Source organism: Halobaculum litoreum, from assembly GCF_030127125.1.
GTDB classification, from domain to species: domain Archaea; phylum Halobacteriota; class Halobacteria; order Halobacteriales; family Haloferacaceae; genus Halobaculum; species Halobaculum litoreum.
In genome coordinates this window covers 2,132,422-2,150,486 of record NZ_CP126156.1, presented here as the reverse complement: position 1 = coordinate 2,150,486, position 18,065 = coordinate 2,132,422, and the positions used below count along the sequence as shown (strand labels likewise).

Below are 18,065 nucleotides of genomic sequence, written 5' to 3'. Positions count from 1 at the left end.
CCTTCGAGGGTGACCCGCAAAGGCGTTACTGGGTCGCGGTCGCCGCGGCGGCTTCGCCGGTCCCGTCGGTGCCGTCGGTGTCGGGAGCGAGGAACAGGCCGAGGACGTCGTTGATGGCGTGGACCGCGATCAGCACAGGGAGCGAGCGCCAGTAGAGGTACAACCCGGTGACGAGGAGCGCCGGCTGTGCGATCCGGAGCACGGCCGAGAGACCCCACTGTTCTCCCCAGTGGCCCAGCACGAACGCCGTCGCCGTGACCGCGCCGGCCAGCGGCGGGTTCCCGGTGAGCACCGCGAGTCGTTCGAGCGCGTACCCGTTGAACGCCACCTCCTCGGTCGTCCCTGCGGTGACGCCGACGAACACCTTCCCCGCGGGGCTCGTGTCCGCCAACTCGGCCATCCCCGCCTCCAGCGCCTCGTTCTCGTCGCCGAGCCGTTCGAACAGCGGCGCTGTAAGCACACTCGCGCCCACCAGCACGACGGTCCCGGCGGCGACCCGGCCGAGGAAGCGGAGGGGGGAGCCGACGGTCCACCCGAGGTCCGCGGGGACGAGCCCCTGTGCGGCGGCGACTACGAGCAACGTCCCGGGGACGAGCCACTTGCTCGCGTGCGACCACAGTCCGTCGAGGTCGACGCCGAGCGCGTCGAACACGACGCTCCGAAGTCGGAATCCGGCGAGTGCGACGACGAGTCCGACGCCGAGTAGCGGGTCGACTGCCACGGTGCCGGTCTTTTCGGGCGGTTGTCAAGAAGGTTCCGTCCGATGCCGTCGCTGTCGACGAAGCTGTCGAGGGCAGAAGACGGGCGACGAGTCGCGACGGGCTGTGGGCCGTCGCGGTGTGGCCGGACGCGTCACCCGGTAAGGCGGCTACGGCGGCCGCGGGGGCGGTGACACGGAACGTGGCACGGTGGCGGTCGCGCGGAGGGGTGCACCAGTACCAGTGGGGCCTCCTGCGCGTGCCCCCGACGGCCGCGTCCGCGCCGGCTACGGGGCGGACGTCCGGCGGTCGGCAGTCGGTTCGATCCGATCCGATCGGATCCGAGGCGGCGAGTCGGCGCGCCCTCAGACGGCCGGGCGGCCGGTCTCGCCGGTACGGATCTGGTACGCCTGCTCGACGGGCATGACGAACACCTTGCCGTCGCCCTTCTCGCCGGTGTGGGCGGCGTCGCGGATCGCCTCCGCGACGTCGCCGGCGGGGATCTCGGCGACGACGCACTCGAGCTTCACCTTCTGGTGGAGGTCGACCGTGTACTCCTCGCCGCGCCACTGGCCCTTCTTGGCGGGCTGGCTGCCGCGACCGGAGACGTTCGTCACGGTCAGCGACGGGGCGCCGACCTCCGCGAGGCCCTCCTTCACGGCCGAGAGCTTGTCGGGGCGGATGAACGCCGTCACCATCTTGATGCCGCCGTCGTTGGCCTCGCCGCCGTCGGGGCGGACGATGCCGTTCTCCTCGACGAAGCCGCCGTCGGCGGCGGTGTCGGGACGACCGAACTCTGGGTAGGTGTCGACGCCGTGCTCGGAGGCGTCGAGGCCCGCGAGCTCGTGGTCACGGGTGACGCGGATCTCGCCCATCGCCTTGATGACGCCGAAGACGACGGCGGTCGCGCCGACGGTCCACGCCGCGATGACGGCGACGCCGACGACCTGCGCGACCAGCGAGCCGACCGTGAAGCCGCTCGTCGCGAAGAACGGCAGCAGCACCGCGCCCAGCACACCCGCCGAACCGTGGACGGGGAACACCGCACACACGTCGTCGATCTTGAGGCGCTTCTCGACGAACTCGAAGACGATCGGGAGCTGGGCGCCGGCCAGCAGGCCGATGACCAGGGCGCCGGGCCAGATGATCGCGTCCGTGTTCGAGGTGATGCCGACCAGGCCGGCCAGCAGGCCGTTGGCGACGTACAGCGTGTCGACCTTGCCGGTCTTGTACATCGAGACGGCGGCCGCGCCGATGGCGCCGGCGGCCATCCCGAGGGTGGTGGTCAAGGCGACGCGCCCCACGTAGGAGAACGCGCCGAGGGTGAGTTCGCCGTTCTCGACGGCGAACACCGAGGCGGCGGTGCCGACGTTGAAGCCGTACCAGCCGAACGCGAGCACGAGCGTCCCCAGCACCGCGAACGGCAGCGAGTGGCCGGGGATGACGTTGACCGAGCCGTCGTCGTTGTAGCGGCCGATGCGCGGACCGACGACGTACGCCGCCGTCAGGCCGGCGATACCGCCCATGCCGTGGACGATCATGCCGCCCGCGAAGTCCGCGAAGCCGAGGTTCGCGAGGAAGCCGCCGGCCCACGTCAGGCCGGTGACCACCGGGTAGATGACCGCCGCCAGCAGGATGGTGTAGCTCACGTACGCGCGGAGCTTCATGCGGCCGGCGACCGCCCCGGAGACGATGGTCGCCGCGGTCATGGCGAACACCGCGCCGAACAGCCAGCCGACCCAGTCGGCGGAGTTCTCGGTGGTCAGGACCCCGAAGGAGCCCGCGATGGAGTACCCCCCGCCGCCGGTCAAGCCGCCGACCAGCGTGGAGACCCCGGCGCCGACGAGGAAGAACATCACCACGCCGACCGACCACGTCAGGAGGTTCTTCGTCAGCTGGTTCGCCACGTTCTTCGAGCGCACCTGCCCGGCCTCCAGCATCGCGAAGCCGGCGTGCATGAAGAAGATGAGGAAGGTGACCACGAGCACCCACAGCATGTTGACACCTTCCGCCAGTACGGCGGGGTCGACCTGGAGGAGACTCACGCCCCCACCTCACTCGTCCCGCGTTCGTTCATCGTTACCGCGTATTCCGTGTCGTTCTCGCACATCTGCACGCGAGTCAGCCTGATTCGAAAGCACATAAACCCTTGAGTTGACATTGTCGGATTCTAATGTGCATATTCGGATGACCGTCGAATCTTCAGGTGAATATAGGCCATATAAGGTTGTAACATCGCGACACGCGTGGCAAATGTTGCACGGGATCCCGACGCCCGTAGTGTAGCTCGAGTGGTATATTAACACGCGATCCGGCCGGATCGCGTGGAAATCGCTCGCACGCGCTCGTCGATCGGCCGGGATCGTTGCGGAAGGATCGTGAACGTCGGGCCCGGGACGGCTCCGCGGCGATCAGGCGTCCAACTCGGCGACGACCGCCTCCGCGAGCGTCCGGAACGACGCCTCGCTGGGCACGACGTCGACGGCGACGCCGCGGTCCTCGGCGGTCTCGCGGGTCGGGTGGCCGATACAGCCGACGACGGCGTCGTTCAGGCCGGCGACCGCGTCGTCGCGGACGCCGCGCTCGACGGCCGCGTCGAGGAAGTGGTCGACCGTGAGCGAGGAGGTGAAACACGCGCCAGCGAGGTCGCCGCGGGCGGCCGCCTCGGCCGAGTCGCCGCTCCCCGCCGGCCGCACCAACTCGTAGAGGACGGTCTCGTGCACGCGGGCGCCGGCGTCGCGCAGGCCCTCCAGTAGGACGGGGCTGCCGTGGTCCGAGCGGGCCACCTCGATCCGGGCGCCGTCGACGCCGACCGCGCGGAACGCCGCGACGAGCCCGGTCGAGGAGTACTCGTCGGGGATCAGGTCGACCGTCCAGCCGGCGGCGTCGGCGGCGTCGGCCGTCGCGGGCCCGATGCACGCCAGCGCCGGGCGGGAGCCGGCGTCGCCGGGCCGCGCGTCCGCGGGCGACCAGCCCGCCTCGGCTGCCAACTCGACGCCGGTCTTGGAGGTGAACACGATCCAGTCGGCCGGCTCGGGAACCGCGCCGGTGGGGTCGACCGCCAGCATCGGGTCGGCGACCGCCTCGACGCCCAACTCGTCGAGCGTCGCGACCGCCTCGGTCAGGCGCTCGTCGTCCGGGCGGAACACCGCCACGCGCGGCCGGTCGGCGTCCCGGCTCATTCGTCGGCCCCCGGGCGTCGGCGTCGGCTCCCTCGGGCGCTCCGTCGCCGCCGGCGGTCGCGTCCGCCCCGCCGCGGCCGCGGAGGAACTCGACCACGCGCTCGCGTCCCGCCGCCACCTCGCCGATCACGGTGATGGCTGGCGGCTCGATCCCGGCCTCGTCGCGCACGTCGACGATGTCGGCGAGCGTCCCCGTGGCGACGCGCATCCCGGGCCACGTGCCGCGCTCGACGAGCGCGACGGGCGTCGAGGGGTCCATCCCGGCGTCGAGCAACTCGGCGGTGTACAGCGGGAGCTTCCCGACGCCCATCAGGACGACGACGGTGCCGCCGGTGGCGGCGAGGGCGCCCCAGTCGACGGCGGACTCGTCTTTCGTCGGGTCCTCGTGGCCCGTGACGAACGAGACGGAGGAGGCGTGGTCGCGGTGGGTGACGGGGATGCCCGCGACGCCCGGCGCGGCGATGGGCGAGGTGACGCCCGGGACGACCTCGAACGGGACGCCGTGGGCCGCGAGGTGGTCGGCCTCCTCGCCGCCGCGCCCGAACACGAACGGGTCGCCCCCCTTCAGGCGGACGACGTGGTTGCCCTCGCGCGCGAGTTCGACGAGCCGGTCGTTCGTGTACTCCTGGCTGGTGCGCTCGCCGCCGGCGCGCTTGCCGACGTCCTCGCGCTTCGACTCGGGGATAGAGCCGAGGATCTCCGGGCCCGGGAGCTTGTCGTGGAGCACCACGTCCGCCTCCTCCAGCAGGCGCGCGGCCTTCACCGTGAGCAGGTCGGGGTCGCCGGGGCCGGAGCCGACCAGCGAGACGAAGCCCCCCTCGGGGGTGTCGCGGTCGTCGGTCATCTACTCCCCCCTGTCCGTGGAGCCGACCTCGGGCCAGCCGTCGTCGGCCGCGTCGTCGGCGTCGTCGGTGGTGCCGGCGCCCGCTTCATCCACGTCGTCGGCGTCGTCGTCGGTGGTGCCGGCGCCCGCCTCGTCGGCCGCGTCGTCGGCGCCGTCGGTGGTGCCGGCGCCCGCCTCGTCGGCCGCGTCGTCGGCGTCGTCGGTGGTGCCGGCGCCCGCCTCGTCCGCGTCGTCGGCCGCGGGTCCGCCGTCCGCGGGTTCGTCGTCGCGGGCGGCGTCGCCGTCGCCGGCGGCGCGCTTGGCCGCGGCGATGAGTTCGGCCGCGCCCTGCTCGCGCAGGGAGGCGGCGAACTCGGCGGCGGCCTCGCGGTACGTACGCAGCGGGAGGTCGCGGGTCGCCGACACCTCGGTGTCGCCGTCGGCCGACAGCACCCGGACGCGGGTCTTGACGTGTTCGCCCTGCACGAGCGCGTTGACGCCGATGGGGGCGATACAGCCGCCGCCCAACTCCGCGAGCACGGTGCGCTCGACGCTGGTGGCGACGCGGGTCGGCTCGTGGTCGAGCGCCTTGCGGACGGCCTCGATCACGTCGGGGTCGCTGGCGGTGACGGCGACGGCGCCCTGCCCGGGCGCGGGGACGTGGCTCGCGCGGTCGAGGCGCTCGACCTCGTACTCGTCGCGGTAGAACAGGTCCGAGCGCCGGAGGCCGGCCTCCGCGAGCACGATGGCGTCGTACTCGTGGTCGAGGTCGTGCTCCAGCGCGCGGCGCTGGAACTCCGAGAGGTCGTCGAACCACTCCTCGACGCTGCGCCCCTCCTCGTCGTCGTCGTTGTCCCGGAAACTCGCCTGGCTCTCGTCGCCCTCGGCCTCCTCGAGTTCGAGCCGGCGCTCGTGTTCGGCCTGGAGGGCGGGCGCGATCAGCTTCTGGAGCCGCGTGTCGACGTTCCCCCGCAGCGGCCGCACCTCGAGGTCGGGCCGCTCGGCGAGCACCTGCGCCTTCCGGCGCAGCGACGAGGTGCCGACGACCGCCCCGCGCGGGAGGGCCGAGAGGTCGCCCCCGTCGCGCGTGACGAGCACGTCGCCGGCGGGCGCGCGCTCGCCGACGGCCGCGACGACGAGGTCGTCGGGCGCCTCGGTGGGCATGTCCTTCAGCGAGTGGACCGCGGCGTCGACGTCGCCCGCGAGCACGCGCTCGTCGAGCGCGCGGACGAACGCGCCGGTCCGTCCCAGTCTCGTGATCAGCTCCTCGTCGAGCCGGTCGCCGCGCGTCTCCACCTCGACCAGCTCCACGTCGCGCCGGCGCGAGGAGAGCCGCTCCTGCACGCCGGCCGCCTGTCGGAGCGCGAGGTCGGAGCCGCGGGTGGCGAGCCGCAGCGTCCCGGATGTCATGTCCCGAACTCCGGCACGACCGGGGAAAACGGGTTCGCTTCGCCGACCCGCCGGTGTGTGACGACACGCCACGCGCGCGCAAACGTCGCCGAACCGGTACGGTTTATGTGGATCCGGCCGAACCGTTCGACCGTGACAGCAGACGCCGTCGCTCACGTCCGCTCCTCCGCCGAGCGACGCGTCCGAGGTGCCGCGGCCCGGAGCCGAGTCTCCGCGCCGCGACGACCGGGCCGATAGGCCCACACCACTCCTCTCCCCTCGTCCCGACTCGATCGCTCTTCCTCCGGGTAGCGTGCAGTCCGCGATTAAATTCCATGCCACGAAAACGCCGAATTTATTGGTGTCGACGTTCGAGTGGTGGGTATGACAAAGCGTGTTGCCCTCGCGTTCAGCGGCGGACTCGACACCACGGTGTGCGTCCCGCTCCTCGAGGAGGAGTACGGCTACGACGAAGTCGTCGGCGTCACGGTCGACGTCGGCCAGCCGGCAGAGGAGTTCGCCGAGGCCGAGGAGACCGCCGAGGCGCTCGACCTCGAACACTACGTCGTCGACGCGAAAGCGGAGTTCGCGGAGCTGTGTTTCGACTCCGTGCGCGCCAACGCCACGTACCAGGGGTACCCGCTCGGGACGGCGCTGGCGCGTCCGGTGATCGCGGAGGCCATCCTCGGCGTCGCCGAGGAGCACGACTGCGACGCCCTCGCCCACGGCTGCACGGGGAAGGGGAACGACCAACTCCGCTTCGAGACGGTGTGGCGCGCCTCCGACAAGGAGGTCATCGCGCCCGTGCGCGAACTCGGCCTCACCCGCGAGTGGGAGATCGAGTACGCCGACGAGAAGGACCTGCCCGTCGAGGGCGGCAACGAGGGCGCGTGGTCGATCGACACGAACCTCTGGTCGCGCTCGGTCGAGGGCGACGACCTCGAGGACCCGACGTACGTGCCGCCGGAGGACATCTACGACTGGACGACCACGCCCGGCGCGGTCGACGGCGAGGAGCTGGTCGAGATCGGCTTCGAGATGGGCTACCCCGTCACGCTGAACGGGGAGGCGCTGGACCCCGTCGCGCTCATCGAGGAGCTGAACGAGCTCGCGGGCGCGTACGGCGTCGGCCGCACGGACATGATGGAGGACCGCATGCTCGGGCTGAAGGTGCGCGAGAACTACGAGCACCCCGCGGCGACCGTCCTGCTGACGGCCCACGAGGCGCTCGAACAGCTCGTGTTCACCAAGTCCGAGCGCGACTTCAAACAGCAGGTCGACGACCAGTGGGCCCAGCAGGGGTACAAGGGCCTCGTGAGCTCCCCGCTCGTGGACTCGCTGGAGGGGTACCTCGACGCCGGACAGGAGAAGGTGACCGGGACGGTGACGGTGAAACTGCAGGGCGGCCAGTGCCGCCCCGTCGCGCGCGACTCCGAGTACGGCGTCTACTCCGAGTCGGCCGCCTCGTTCAACACCGAGACCGTCGACGGCATCGAGCAGGCCGACGCGACGGGCGTCGCGAAGTACCACGGCTTCCAGGAGCGCCTCGCCAACCAAGTGCTCGCCGGCGTGAAGGAGCGCCAGGAGACGGACGAGGAGGACGACGAGGGGGAGAAGCTGAAAGCCGACGGCGGCCACGAGACGGAGGAGTAAGCGATGACTGCCGGCGAGGACGCGGCCGACGCGGACGCGGACGCCGACGGCGACGCCGAGACCGTGGTCCGCCGCGACCGCTTCGCCGGCGGCCCGGCCCGCGGGTTCATGTCGAGCCTCGCGGCCGACGAGCGCATCTTCGCCGCCGACCTCGCGGTCGACCGCGCGCACACGGTGATGCTCGCGGAACGGGGCATCGTCGGCGACGACGAGGCCGCCGCGATCCTCGCGGGCCTCGACGAGGTGGAGTCGGCCGGCCACGGCGCGCTCCCCGACGGCGAGGACGTCCACGAGGCCATCGAGTCGGCGGTCGTCGCCGAGGTCGGTCCGGTCGGCGGGAAGATGCACACCGCCCGCTCGCGCAACGACGAGGTGGCGGCGTGCATCCGCTACCGCTACCGCGCGGACCTGCTCGACGCGGCCGAGACGACGCTCGCGCTGCGCGAGGCGCTGCTCGACGCCGCGGCCGCCCACGCCGACACCGTGTTGCCGGGGTTCACCCACCGCCAGTACGCCCAGCCCGTGACGGTCGGGCACTTCCTGTCGTCGTACGCGGGCGCCGTCGAGCGCGACACCGCGCGCCTGCTGGCGGCGTTCGACACGACGAACGTGTCGCCGCTGGGCGGCGCGGCGTTCGGCGGTACCACGTTCGACGTGGACCGCGAGCGCACCGCCGCCCTGCTCGGCTTCGACGGCGTCGTCGAGAACGCGACCGACGCCGCCTCCGCGCGCGACTTCCTCGTCGAGGGGACGGCCGCGCTCGCGAACCTGACGGCGACGCTGTCGGGGCTCGCGACGGACCTCATCGAGCACGCGAAGGACGGCTACTTCGACCCCTCCGACGACTACGCGTCGACGTCGTCGATCATGCCCCAGAAGGTGAACCCGGACACGCTCGAACTCGCCCGCGCGGTCGCGGGCGACGTGTCGGGCGACCTCACGGGGCTGCTCACGACGCTGAAGGGGCTGCCGCGGGCGTACAACCGCGACCTCCAGCGCGCGACGCCGCACGCGTGGGACGCCGTCGACGACGCGACCGAGGCGACCGAGGTCGTCGCCGGCGCGGTCGCGACGGGCGAGTGGGACGCCGACGCGTGTGCCGCCGACGCGGGCGCGGGCTTCTCGACGGCGACCGGCGTCGCGGACGCGCTGGCGGCGGCGGGGATCCCGTTCCGCACCGCCCACGAGGTGGTCGCCGAGGCCGCCGCGGCCGCCCCGGACGACGCGGACGCGGGGACGCTCGCCGCAAATCTTGACTCGGCCGCACAAGAGGTACTTGGGGAGTCCCTGTACGAGTACGTGAGCGAGGAGACCCTCGACACGGCGCTGGACCCGGCGGGGAGCGTCGCCGCGCGCGACTCGCGCGGCGGCCCCGCGCCCGCCGCCGTCGTCGACTCCCTCGCCCGAATGACCGACACGTACGGCGACCACGAGGCCGCCCTCGCCGCCCGCCGCGACGCGCTCGCGACCGCCGAGGCGGGCCTCGCCGACGCGGTCGCCGACTACGTCTGACCGCCCCACACCGACCATGACCGGACACGTCCCTCGACGACGACCGCTCGCCCGGCCGCGAGCGACGGCGCCGCCGCGGGGGCGACGCCCGCGACGACGACCGCGACCGTCGCCGCGTCCGGTCGAGGCCACCGCCCCGCGCCCACGCCCGCCGGCGGCGGTGGCCCCGCCGGCCCCCCCTCGGGGCCCACACTACTCAGATTTCGAACATCGGATTCGAGATCCGCGCCGACCCGTCCGCTGCCGCCCGGTAGCGACGTCTCCGTCTTTATTTTTCGCTGACAATATCGACGGATTAAAGTCTCCCAACGGGGTACTGTGAGGTACATCATGACCGAAGCCGAATGCGTCGAGTGCGGGGGCACGGTGGCCCTGCACGACGACCTGGAGGTCGGAGAGATCGTCGACTGTGAGACGTGCGGTGCCGAGCTGGAAGTCGTCGACGTCTCCCCGCCGGTCCTCGATCGGGCACCCGAGCTCGAAGAGGACTGGGGGGAGTGAGATGAAGCTCGGCCTGCTCTACTCCCGGATCCGGAAAGACGAGAAGCTCCTCCTCTCGGAGCTGCGCGAGCGCGGCCACGAGGTCGTCAAGGTCGACGTGCGCAAGCAGCGGTTCGGCCTGTCGGAGACGACCGCGGACGTGCTCGACTGCGATCTGGTGCTCGACCGCTGTCTCGCCACCTCGCGCTCGCTGTACGCGACGCGGTTCCTCGCGGCGTACGGCGTCCCGACGATCAACGCGCCGGAGACGGCCGCCGTCTGCGCGGACAAGGTGAAGAACAGCCTCGCGCTGGAGGCGGCCGGGGTGCCCACCCCGGCGACGGAGGTCGCGTTCACGAAGGAGGCCGCGATGGACGCCATCGAGGCGTTCGGCTACCCGTGCGTGATCAAGCCCGTCGTGGGCTCGTGGGGCAGGCTGATGGCCAAGATCGACTCCGAGACGGCCGCCGAGGCCATCCTCGAACACAAGGCGACCCTCGGGCACTACGAGCACAAGGTGTTCTACGTGCAGGAGTACGTCGACAAGCCCGGCCGCGACATCCGCGTGCTGGCGTGCGACGGCGAGCCGGTCGCCGCGATGACGCGCTCCTCGGACCACTGGCTCACCAACGCCGCGAAGGGCGGCGAGACGGCCGACTTCGAGTTGGACGAGGAGGCGAGGGACCTCGTCGCGACCGCCAGCGACGCGGTCGGCGGCGGCCTCCTCGGCGTCGACCTGATGGAGACGGCCGACGGGGAGTACACGGTCCACGAGGTGAACCACACGGTCGAGTTCAAGGCGCTGAACGAGGCGAGCGCGGTCGACGTGCCCGCGGCGGTCGTCGACTGGCTCGAACTGAAAGCCGAGGTGGCGGACGAAGCCGTGATGACCGCATGACGGGCGAGGACGAGCGCGGCGAGTCCTCGACGCGAACGGGGAGCGAAGCGACCCGTGAGCACGGCGCAACCCTCACCGCGTCGGTCGTCGGCGCCTCCGGCTTCGCGGGCGGCGAGCTGTGCCGTCTGCTCACCGGCCACCCCGACTTCGACCTCGTGCAGGCGACGAGCCGCGAGTACGAGAACAAGACGCTCGGCTACGTCCACCCGAACCTGCGCGGGGTCGACCTGCGCTTCTCCTCGCCGGAGGAGCTCGACTCCGTGGACGTGCTGTTCGCCTCCACCCCGCACGGCGTCTCGATGGAGCACATCGACACGTTCCGCGACGCCGCGGGCACGGTGGTCGACCTCTCGGCGGACTTCCGCCTGAACGAGGAAGCCGCCTACGACGAGTGGTACGACGGGCACACCGCGCCCGAGCACATCGCCGACGCCGCCTACGCCCTCCCGGAACTGGGGCGCGAGAAGCTCGAAGGCGCGGATCTGATCGCCTCCGGCGGCTGCAACGCGACGGCGACGATGCTGGCGCTCAAGCCGCTCGTCGACTCGGGCGTGATCACGCCCGACGACCGCGTCGTCGCGGACCTCAAGGTCGGCTCCTCGGAGGGCGGCGCGGGCGGCGGGGCGGCGTCGAGCCACCCCGAGCGCTCCGGCGTCGTCCGTCCGTACGCGCCGACGGGGCACCGCCACGAGGCGGAGATCCAGCAGGAGCTGGGCCTGTCGCTCGCGTTCACCGTCCACGCCGTGGACATGACCCGCGGCGCGGCGGCGACGTGTCACGCCTTCCCGGCGGAGCGCGTCACCACGGGCGACCTGTGGGGCGCGTACCGCGAGGCGTACGACGACGAGCCGTTCGTCCGCCTCGTCGCGGGCGGCGGCGGCGTGTACCGCTACCCCGAGCCGAAGGCCGTGGCCGGGACGAACTACGCCGAGGTCGGCTTCGAACTCGACCCGAGCAACGGCCGCGTCGTCGCGTTCTCGGCCATCGACAACGTGATGAAGGGCGCGGCGGGGCAGGCGGTCCACGCCGCCAACGTCGCGCTCGGACTCGACGAGACGGCCGGACTCGAATTCCAGGGGCTCCACCCCGTGGGGGCGCCGTGAGCTGGCCCGGCGCCGCCGCGGTGGCGAACGGCGAGATCCGCTCCGACGGCGGCGACGGCCCGCCCGTCGTCGTGAAGCTCGGCGGCGCCCGCGCCGTCGACCCCGCGGGCGCGGTCGGCGACGTGGCCCACCTCGTCGCCAACGGCCGCGACGTGGTCGTCGTCCACGGCGGCTCCACGGCCGTCGACGACCTGCTCGCCGACCTCGGGAAGGACGCGGAGTACGTCGAGACGCCCTCGGGCGTCACCGGCCGCTTCACCGACGCCGAGACGATGGAGGCGTTCACGATGGCGCTGGCGGGGCAGGTGAACACCGACCTCGTCGCCGCCCTCAAGAACGCCGGCGTCGACGCCGTGGGGCTGTCGGGCGTCGACGGCGGCCTCCTCACCGGCCCGCGCAAGTCGGCGGTCCGCGTCGTCGAGGACGGCAAGAAGAAGATCAAGCGCGGCGACCACTCGGGCACACCGAAGCAGGTGAACGACGGGCTCCTGTCGACCCTGCTCGCGGACGGCTACACCCCGGTCGTGTCGCCGCCGATGTTCGGGATGGAGTCCGACAGCGAGGGCACCCCCGTCAACACGGACGCCGACCGCGCGGCCGCGGCCGTCGCCGGCGCGCTCGGCGCCGAACTGGTGATCCTGACGGACGTCTCCGGCGTGTACGCGGACCCGGACGACCCCGACACGCTCATCGAGTCGGTCGCCACGGGCGCCGAGTACGACGCGCTCGCCGACGCCGCCGAGGGGTTCATGACCCGGAAGGTGATGGCCGCGACCGAGGCGCTCGAATCGGGCGCCACCGCGGTCACCGTCGCCGACGCGAACGTCCGCGACCCCATCGTCGCGGCGCTCGACGGCACCGGCACGCGCATCGAGCGCTCGGCCGTCGTCGAGGAGTCGGCCGCGGACGCCGCCGCCGCGGACGCGGAGGTGGACGGATGAGCGTCTTCGAGGACCTGTCGGACGCGGGCGAGGGGTTCGTCTTCGGCGAGAAACCCATCCCCATCGAGTCGGGCGAGGGCGTCCACCTCACCGCCGAGGACGGCACCGAGTACCTCGACTTCGGCGCGAGCTACGCCTGCACGCCGCTGGGGCACTGCCCGCCCGCCGTCGTCGACGCGGTGCAGGAACAGGCCGCCGAGTTGCTGTACGTGCAGGCGTCGTACCCGAACGCCGCCCGCACGGAACTGTACGAGCGCCTCGGCGCGGTCGCGCCGGGCGACATCTCGAAGGTGTGGCTGTGCAACTCCGGGACCGAGGCGAACGAGGCGGCGATGAAGTTCGCCCGCTCGGCCACGGGCCGCGAGAAGATCGTCGCCACCAAGCGCGGCTTCCACGGTCGCACGCTGGGCGCGCTCGCGATGACGTGGAAGAAGAAGTACCGCGCCCCGTTCGAACCGGTCGCCGGCGGCGTCGAGTTCGTCGACTACGGCGACACCGAGGCGCTCGCGGAGGCCGTCGACGACGAGACGGCCGCGGTGTTCCTCGAACCCGTTCAGGGCGAGGGCGGGATCAACCCCGCAGACCCCGACTACCTGCAGTCGGCGCGCGACCTCACCGAGGACGCGGGCGCGGCGCTGGTGTTCGACGAGATCCAGACCGGGTTGGGCCGCACGGGCGACATCTGGGCGTGCGAGGGCGTCGGCGTCACGCCGGACGTCCTCACCACGGCGAAGGGCGTCGCCTCCGGCCTCCCGCTGGGCGCGACGCTGTGTGCCGACTGGATCGCCGACGGCGCCGCCAGCCACGGCTCGACGTTCTCGGGCAACCCGGTCGTCGCCGCCGCGGCGAACGCGACGCTGGAGGAGCTGGTCGCCAACGACGTGCCCGCCAACGCGGCGAGCGTCGGGAACTACCTCGCCACCGAGTTGGAACAGGCGGTCGCCGACCACGACCTCCCCGTGCGCGAGGTGCGCGGCGAGGGACTGATGATCGGCGTCGAGGTGAAGCGCGGCGCGAACCGCTACCTGCGCGATCTGGCGATCGACCACCAGGTGCTCGCGCTGCCCGCGGGTCGCTCCGTCGTCCGCCTGCTCCCGCCGCTCGTGGTGAACGAGGGCCACGCCCGCGAGGTGGTCGACGCGCTGACGGAGGTGCTGTGATGATGGTCGTCCCGAACCCGATGGAGGCGACCGACGCGCTCGACACGGAGGGCCGGCAACTGCTGTACGACCTCGTGTCGACGCCCTCGGTGTCGGGCGAGGAGGCGGCGGCGGCCGACGTGCTCGTCGAGTTCTTCGAGGCCCACGGCCGCGAGGCGTACACCGACGAGGTGGGGAACGTCCGCGCGCCCGCCGACGACGCCGTCCTGCTCACCTCCCACGTCGACACCGTCCCGGGCGACGTGCCCGTCGACGTCGCCGACGGCGACGAGGACCTCGACGCCGACGGCCCCGTGCTGTGGGGGCGCGGCAGCGTCGACGCGACCGGCCCGCTCGCGGCGATGGCGGTCGCGGCCGTCGAGACGGGCGTGTCGTTCGCCGGCGTCGTCCGCGAGGAGACCGACTCCGGGGGCGCGCGCCACCTCGTCGAGACGCGCGACGCCCCCGGCGCGGTGATCAACGGCGAGCCGTCCGGCTGGGACGCCGTCACCCTCGGGTACCGCGGACTGATCTCCGGCACCTACGTGGCGACGAGCGAGTCGGGCCACACCTCGCGCCCCGACCCCAACGCCGTCGAACACGCGATGCACTGGTGGCGCCGCGTCGAGGACGCGTTCGACTACTACGACTACGGCGCCGTGTTCGAGCAGGTGACGACCAAGCCGGTCGACATCGAGGGCGGCCTCTCCGACGACGGCCTGTCGATGGAGGCGACGATGGACGTGCAGTTCCGCGTCCCGCCGTCGCTCGACCCCGAGGACGTCCGCGAACGCGCCGACGCCGAGTTGGAGGCCGGCACCGTCCACTGGGACGAGCCCATCCCGCCCGTGATGGGGAACCCGCGCGACCCCGTCGCCACCGCGATCCGCGGCGGCATCCGCCGGGCGGGCGGCGAGCCCCGCCTGCTCCGCAAGACCGGCACCGCCGACGTGAACATCTTCGCCGGCGCGTGGGACGTGCCGATGGCGACGTACGGCCCCGGCGACTCCTCGCTGGACCACGCGCCCGACGAACGCCTCCCCCTCGCGGAGTTCGACCGCGCGGTCGAGGTGTTGACCGACGCCGCGGGCCGCCTGCGGGACCGAGCCGACGACTGACCCACGGCGGCCCCGGCGTCCCACGTCGCCCGCTCCGTTCTGCCGCGCCCGCACGACGAGTCCCACACCGACACCCCACACACCACCGACCCGCGACCCAGCATGAGCACGAACACGACACCCACGATGACCGACGACGACACCGACGCGTTCCCGAGCGACTTCCTCGACATCGACGACCTGACCGGCGACCAACTCGCGACGGTCCTCGCGCGCGCCTCCGACCTGAAGGCCGGCAAGGACCTCACCCAGCTCCCGCGGACGACGCTCGCGATGCTGTTCGAGAAGCCCTCGACCCGGACGCGCGCCAGCTTCGAGACGGGCATGACCCAACTCGGCGGCCACGCGATGTTCCTCGGCCCCGACGCGATCCAGTTGGGCCACGGCGAGCCGCTGAAGGACACCGCCCGCGCGCTCGGCGGCTACGCCGACGCGATCATGGTGCGGACGTTCGCCCACGAGAACGCCGAGATCCTCGCGGAGTACGCGGACGTCCCCGTGATCAACGGCCTCACCGACGACGCCCACCCGTGCCAGACGCTCGCGGACCTGCTCACCATCCACGAGGAGGTCGGCGACCTGAGCGACGTGCAGGCGGCGTGGGTCGGCGACGGCAACAACGTCGGACGCTCGTTCGCCGTCGGCGCCGCCCTCGCCGGCCTCGACCTCACGGTCGCCACGCCCGACGGCTACGGACTCGGGGACGACGTGTACGAGCGCTGTGCGGAACTCGGCACCGAGCCGACGGTCGCCGACACGCCCGAGGAGGCCGTCGCCGACGCGGACGTCGTGTACACCGACGTGTGGGTGAGCATGGGCGAGGAGGGTCGCCGCGAGGTGAAGCTCCCCGACTTCGAGGGGTACCAGGTGAACGAGGAGCTGCTGGCGGGCACCGACGCGGCGTTCATGCACTGCCTGCCCGCCCACCGCGGCGAGGAGGTCACCGACGCCGTGCTGGAGTCGGAGCGCTCGCTCGTGTGGGAGCAAGCCGAGAACCGGATGCACGCGCAGAAGGGGCTGCTCGTGGAGTTGCTGACGTAGTCGCCGCGAACGAGCCGGGCGGCTCCGTCGCCGACTGGGCTCGACGGGGCTGACGGCGGCACTCCCCGCCGGACGGGTCCGGACACGCCGTCGGGTTTTTCGGCTCGACCGCTCACGTGTGGACGTGGCTCGATCCCCACCGGACACGACGAGCCGGGGCGGCGTCCCGCGGTGGCTGCGCCGGTGCCGACGGCTGTCGGGCGCGGCGACGGTCGCCGCCGCCGGCTGCCTCGTGGCCCTCACGCTCGGGGCGTCCCCGGACACGCCGTGGTCGTCTCCGTCGCCGCTCGACGCGGCGCTGCTCGCGGCGTTCCTCGCCCCGGCCGCGTTCGCCGCCCTGCACGCGGCCGCCGGCGGACGGCCGCCCGTCCCCTCGCCGCGGGAGCGCTTCCGGCGCTCGCGTGGGGCGCCGCCGTCGCCGTCGCGGCCGTCGTCCCCGCGCTCGGTCCGCCTCCCGGGTCGGCCGACCTCGGACTCGTCGCGGCGTTCGTCGGCCTCGGTGTCGCGACGGCCGCGTTCGGCTTCGCCGCCGGGCGCACGGCGACGACCCTCGGCCGGCGTGTCGCCGTGTGGCTTCGCCGCCGCTGATCCGACGGGACGCCGGTCGGACCACACGTTTTTGATCGCCGGTGTGGAACACGCGACCGATGTCCGTCGCCCCCGCCGACGTCCGCCGCGCCCTCCTCCCGCTGTCGGACCGCCCGCGCTACTGGCGCCCGCTCCTCGCCGGCTACGCCGCGCTCACCGCCGGCTTCGTCCTCGTGACGGTGGCGGTCGCCGCGCTCGGGTTCGCCCCGCTGTCCGGGCGCCTGTACGATCTGGCGCTCCCCGCCGTGCTGTTCCTGCTCCCGCCCGTCGTCGGCGCGGCGGCCGCCCTGCTGGGCGGCGGACTGCTCCCGGCGGCGGCGCTGGGGGCGACGCCGTCGCTCGCGTGGGCCGCGACGGCGCTCGTCGTCGGCTGGGTCCGGCTGCTCGCCGGCGCCGACCTCCCGCCGGCGGACTCCCCGCTGTGGGCGATCACGCTGGCGTTTCTGGTCATCGGGGTGTGTGGCGCGCTCGCCGGGTTCGCGGTCGGTCGGGTCGCGCTCCTCGGGTGGCGCAGGCGCCCCGCACGCGGGGACCGATGACCCCTCCGTCCGCTCCGCGTGCGGGGACTGCGAGCGTCGACGCCGAGCGCGCGTCGCTCGCGGTCGCGGCGGCGGTCGTCACTACGCTCGTCGGCCTCACGCTCGCGTCGGTGCCGTTCGGCGACTCCGGGTGGCTCCGCCCCGCCTACTACGCCGCGATCCCGGCGGCGCTGGTCTCGCCGGCGCTCCCGGCGGCGGCGCGTGGTGCGTGCGGTCGCGGCCCGTTCGTCGCGGTCGCCCTCGGCGTCGGGCCGGGTGTCGCGTGGACGCTCGCCGTCGTCGTCGCCCGCGGCGTCTCGCGGCTGCTCGGGCGGTCGCCGACGCCCGGCGACGCGCCGTTGTGGGCCATCGCGACGTACTTCGGACTCGCCGGCGTCGTCGTCGCCGTCGGCGGCTACCTCCTCGGACGCGCGGGGCGGTCCGCGTCGACGCGACTCGGCGAGTGAGCCGACGGGGCGTCGACACCGACGCCGAGTTGGGTTTTTTCACCGACGCTCGTGTCGGGGGAGCCGTGACCCGAACCGAGCCGGCGATCCCGCTTCGCGGCCGCCCTCGTCGGTTCCGGTGGTTCGTCCTCGCCGACGTGGTCGCGGTGCTCGTGTTGGTCGGACTGACCGTGTCGGTCGTGGCGGGCGACCCGAGGCCGTCGGCCGCGCCGTACGAGGCGGTCCTCGTGGCGGTCGTGTTCGCCGGCCCGCCGGTCGTCGGCGGCTGCTGCGCCCTCTCGGAGGGCGGCCTGCTCCCGGCGGTCGGACTCGGCGTCGTCCCGGCCGCGGGCTGGACGGTCGCGGTTGCCGTCGGCGAGGCGGTCGCGACACTCCGTTCGGCTCCGACGACACCCGCCGACTCCCCGGTGTGGGTGTTCGTTCTCGCGTTCCTCGTGGTCGGGGTCGGCGGCTCGGTCGGCGGGTTCCTGTCGGCGCGCGGCGGGGTGCTCGCGTGGCGCCGCGTCCGGCGGTGA

At 73.1% G+C, this 18,065-nt stretch carries 15 protein-coding genes and 2 pseudogenes; 12 read left to right on the top strand and 5 right to left on the bottom strand.

Annotation, left to right across the window (positions count from 1 at the left end; all coding sequences use genetic code 11):
• Positions 1–25: 25 nt before the first annotated feature.
• The 5 genes and pseudogenes from P0R35_RS11730 to hemC form a co-directional block, all read right to left on the bottom strand.
• Entirely contained in the window at positions 26–721 is a 696-nt protein-coding gene (locus P0R35_RS11730) for a CPBP family glutamic-type intramembrane protease (RefSeq protein ID WP_284012643.1), read from the bottom strand.
• 342 nt (positions 722–1,063) lie between these two features.
• Complete coding sequence (locus tag P0R35_RS11725) at positions 1,064–2,695, bottom strand: ammonium transporter (protein ID WP_284014621.1); 1,632 nt, start codon at positions 2,693–2,695, stop codon at positions 1,064–1,066.
• 414 nt (positions 2,696–3,109) lie between these two features.
• The gene (locus P0R35_RS11720; protein WP_284012642.1) at positions 3,110–3,880 is read right to left on the bottom strand and encodes a uroporphyrinogen-III synthase; all 771 of its coding nucleotides are present in this window, start codon (positions 3,878–3,880) and stop codon (positions 3,110–3,112) included.
• A 31-nt stretch (positions 3,881–3,911) separates the two neighbouring features.
• Positions 3,912–4,724: pseudogene (gene cobA, locus P0R35_RS11715) on the bottom strand (uroporphyrinogen-III C-methyltransferase); the annotation flags it as partial.
• A 258-nt stretch (positions 4,725–4,982) separates the two neighbouring features.
• Positions 4,983–6,113, bottom strand: a pseudogene (hemC, locus tag P0R35_RS11710) (hydroxymethylbilane synthase); the annotation flags it as partial.
• A 363-nt stretch (positions 6,114–6,476) separates the two neighbouring features.
• Between hemC and P0R35_RS11705 the strand changes: the two are divergent.
• The 12 genes from P0R35_RS11705 to P0R35_RS11650 all read left to right on the top strand — a co-directional run bounded on the left by P0R35_RS11705 (position 6,477) and on the right by P0R35_RS11650 (position 18,065).
• Positions 6,477–7,745, top strand: a complete 1,269-nt coding sequence (locus P0R35_RS11705) for an argininosuccinate synthase (protein ID WP_284012641.1) — start codon at positions 6,477–6,479, stop codon at positions 7,743–7,745.
• Positions 7,746–7,748: 3 nt separating this feature from the next.
• Positions 7,749–9,257, top strand: coding sequence for an argininosuccinate lyase (gene argH, locus P0R35_RS11700; RefSeq protein WP_284012640.1), 1,509 nt, complete (start codon positions 7,749–7,751; stop codon positions 9,255–9,257).
• Positions 9,258–9,587: 330 nt separating this feature from the next.
• Positions 9,588–9,758, top strand: coding sequence for a lysine biosynthesis protein LysW (lysW, locus tag P0R35_RS11695; RefSeq protein ID WP_284012638.1), 171 nt, complete (start codon positions 9,588–9,590; stop codon positions 9,756–9,758).
• 1 nt (position 9,759) lies between these two features.
• Positions 9,760–10,635, top strand: a complete 876-nt coding sequence (lysX, locus tag P0R35_RS11690) for a lysine biosynthesis protein LysX (protein WP_284012637.1) — start codon at positions 9,760–9,762, stop codon at positions 10,633–10,635.
• A complete protein-coding gene (gene argC, locus P0R35_RS11685; protein ID WP_284012635.1) occupies positions 10,632–11,738 on the top strand; it encodes an N-acetyl-gamma-glutamyl-phosphate reductase in 1,107 nt (368 codons plus the stop codon). Before lysX ends, argC begins: the two co-directional genes overlap by 4 nt.
• The gene (locus P0R35_RS11680; RefSeq protein WP_432765006.1) at positions 11,735–12,679 is read left to right on the top strand and encodes an acetylglutamate/acetylaminoadipate kinase; all 945 of its coding nucleotides are present in this window, start codon (positions 11,735–11,737) and stop codon (positions 12,677–12,679) included. The genes argC and P0R35_RS11680 overlap by 4 nt, the downstream gene beginning before the upstream one ends.
• Positions 12,676–13,839, top strand: coding sequence for an aspartate aminotransferase family protein (locus P0R35_RS11675; protein WP_284012634.1), 1,164 nt, complete (start codon positions 12,676–12,678; stop codon positions 13,837–13,839). Before P0R35_RS11680 ends, P0R35_RS11675 begins: the two co-directional genes overlap by 4 nt.
• Positions 13,839–14,936 (top strand): [LysW]-lysine hydrolase, encoded by a 1,098-nt coding sequence (locus P0R35_RS11670; protein ID WP_284012632.1) that lies wholly within the window; start codon positions 13,839–13,841, stop codon positions 14,934–14,936. Before P0R35_RS11675 ends, P0R35_RS11670 begins: the two co-directional genes overlap by 1 nt.
• A 102-nt stretch (positions 14,937–15,038) precedes the next feature.
• Entirely contained in the window at positions 15,039–15,977 is a 939-nt protein-coding gene (gene argF, locus P0R35_RS11665) for an ornithine carbamoyltransferase (protein WP_284012631.1), read from the top strand.
• A 647-nt stretch (positions 15,978–16,624) separates the two neighbouring features.
• Entirely contained in the window at positions 16,625–17,104 is a 480-nt protein-coding gene (locus P0R35_RS11660; RefSeq protein WP_284012629.1) for a hypothetical protein, read from the top strand.
• Entirely contained in the window at positions 17,101–17,550 is a 450-nt protein-coding gene (locus tag P0R35_RS11655) for a hypothetical protein (RefSeq protein WP_284012628.1), read from the top strand. The genes P0R35_RS11660 and P0R35_RS11655 overlap by 4 nt, the downstream gene beginning before the upstream one ends.
• 65 nt (positions 17,551–17,615) lie before the next feature.
• Positions 17,616–18,065 (top strand): hypothetical protein, encoded by a 450-nt coding sequence (locus P0R35_RS11650; protein WP_284012627.1) that lies wholly within the window; start codon positions 17,616–17,618, stop codon positions 18,063–18,065.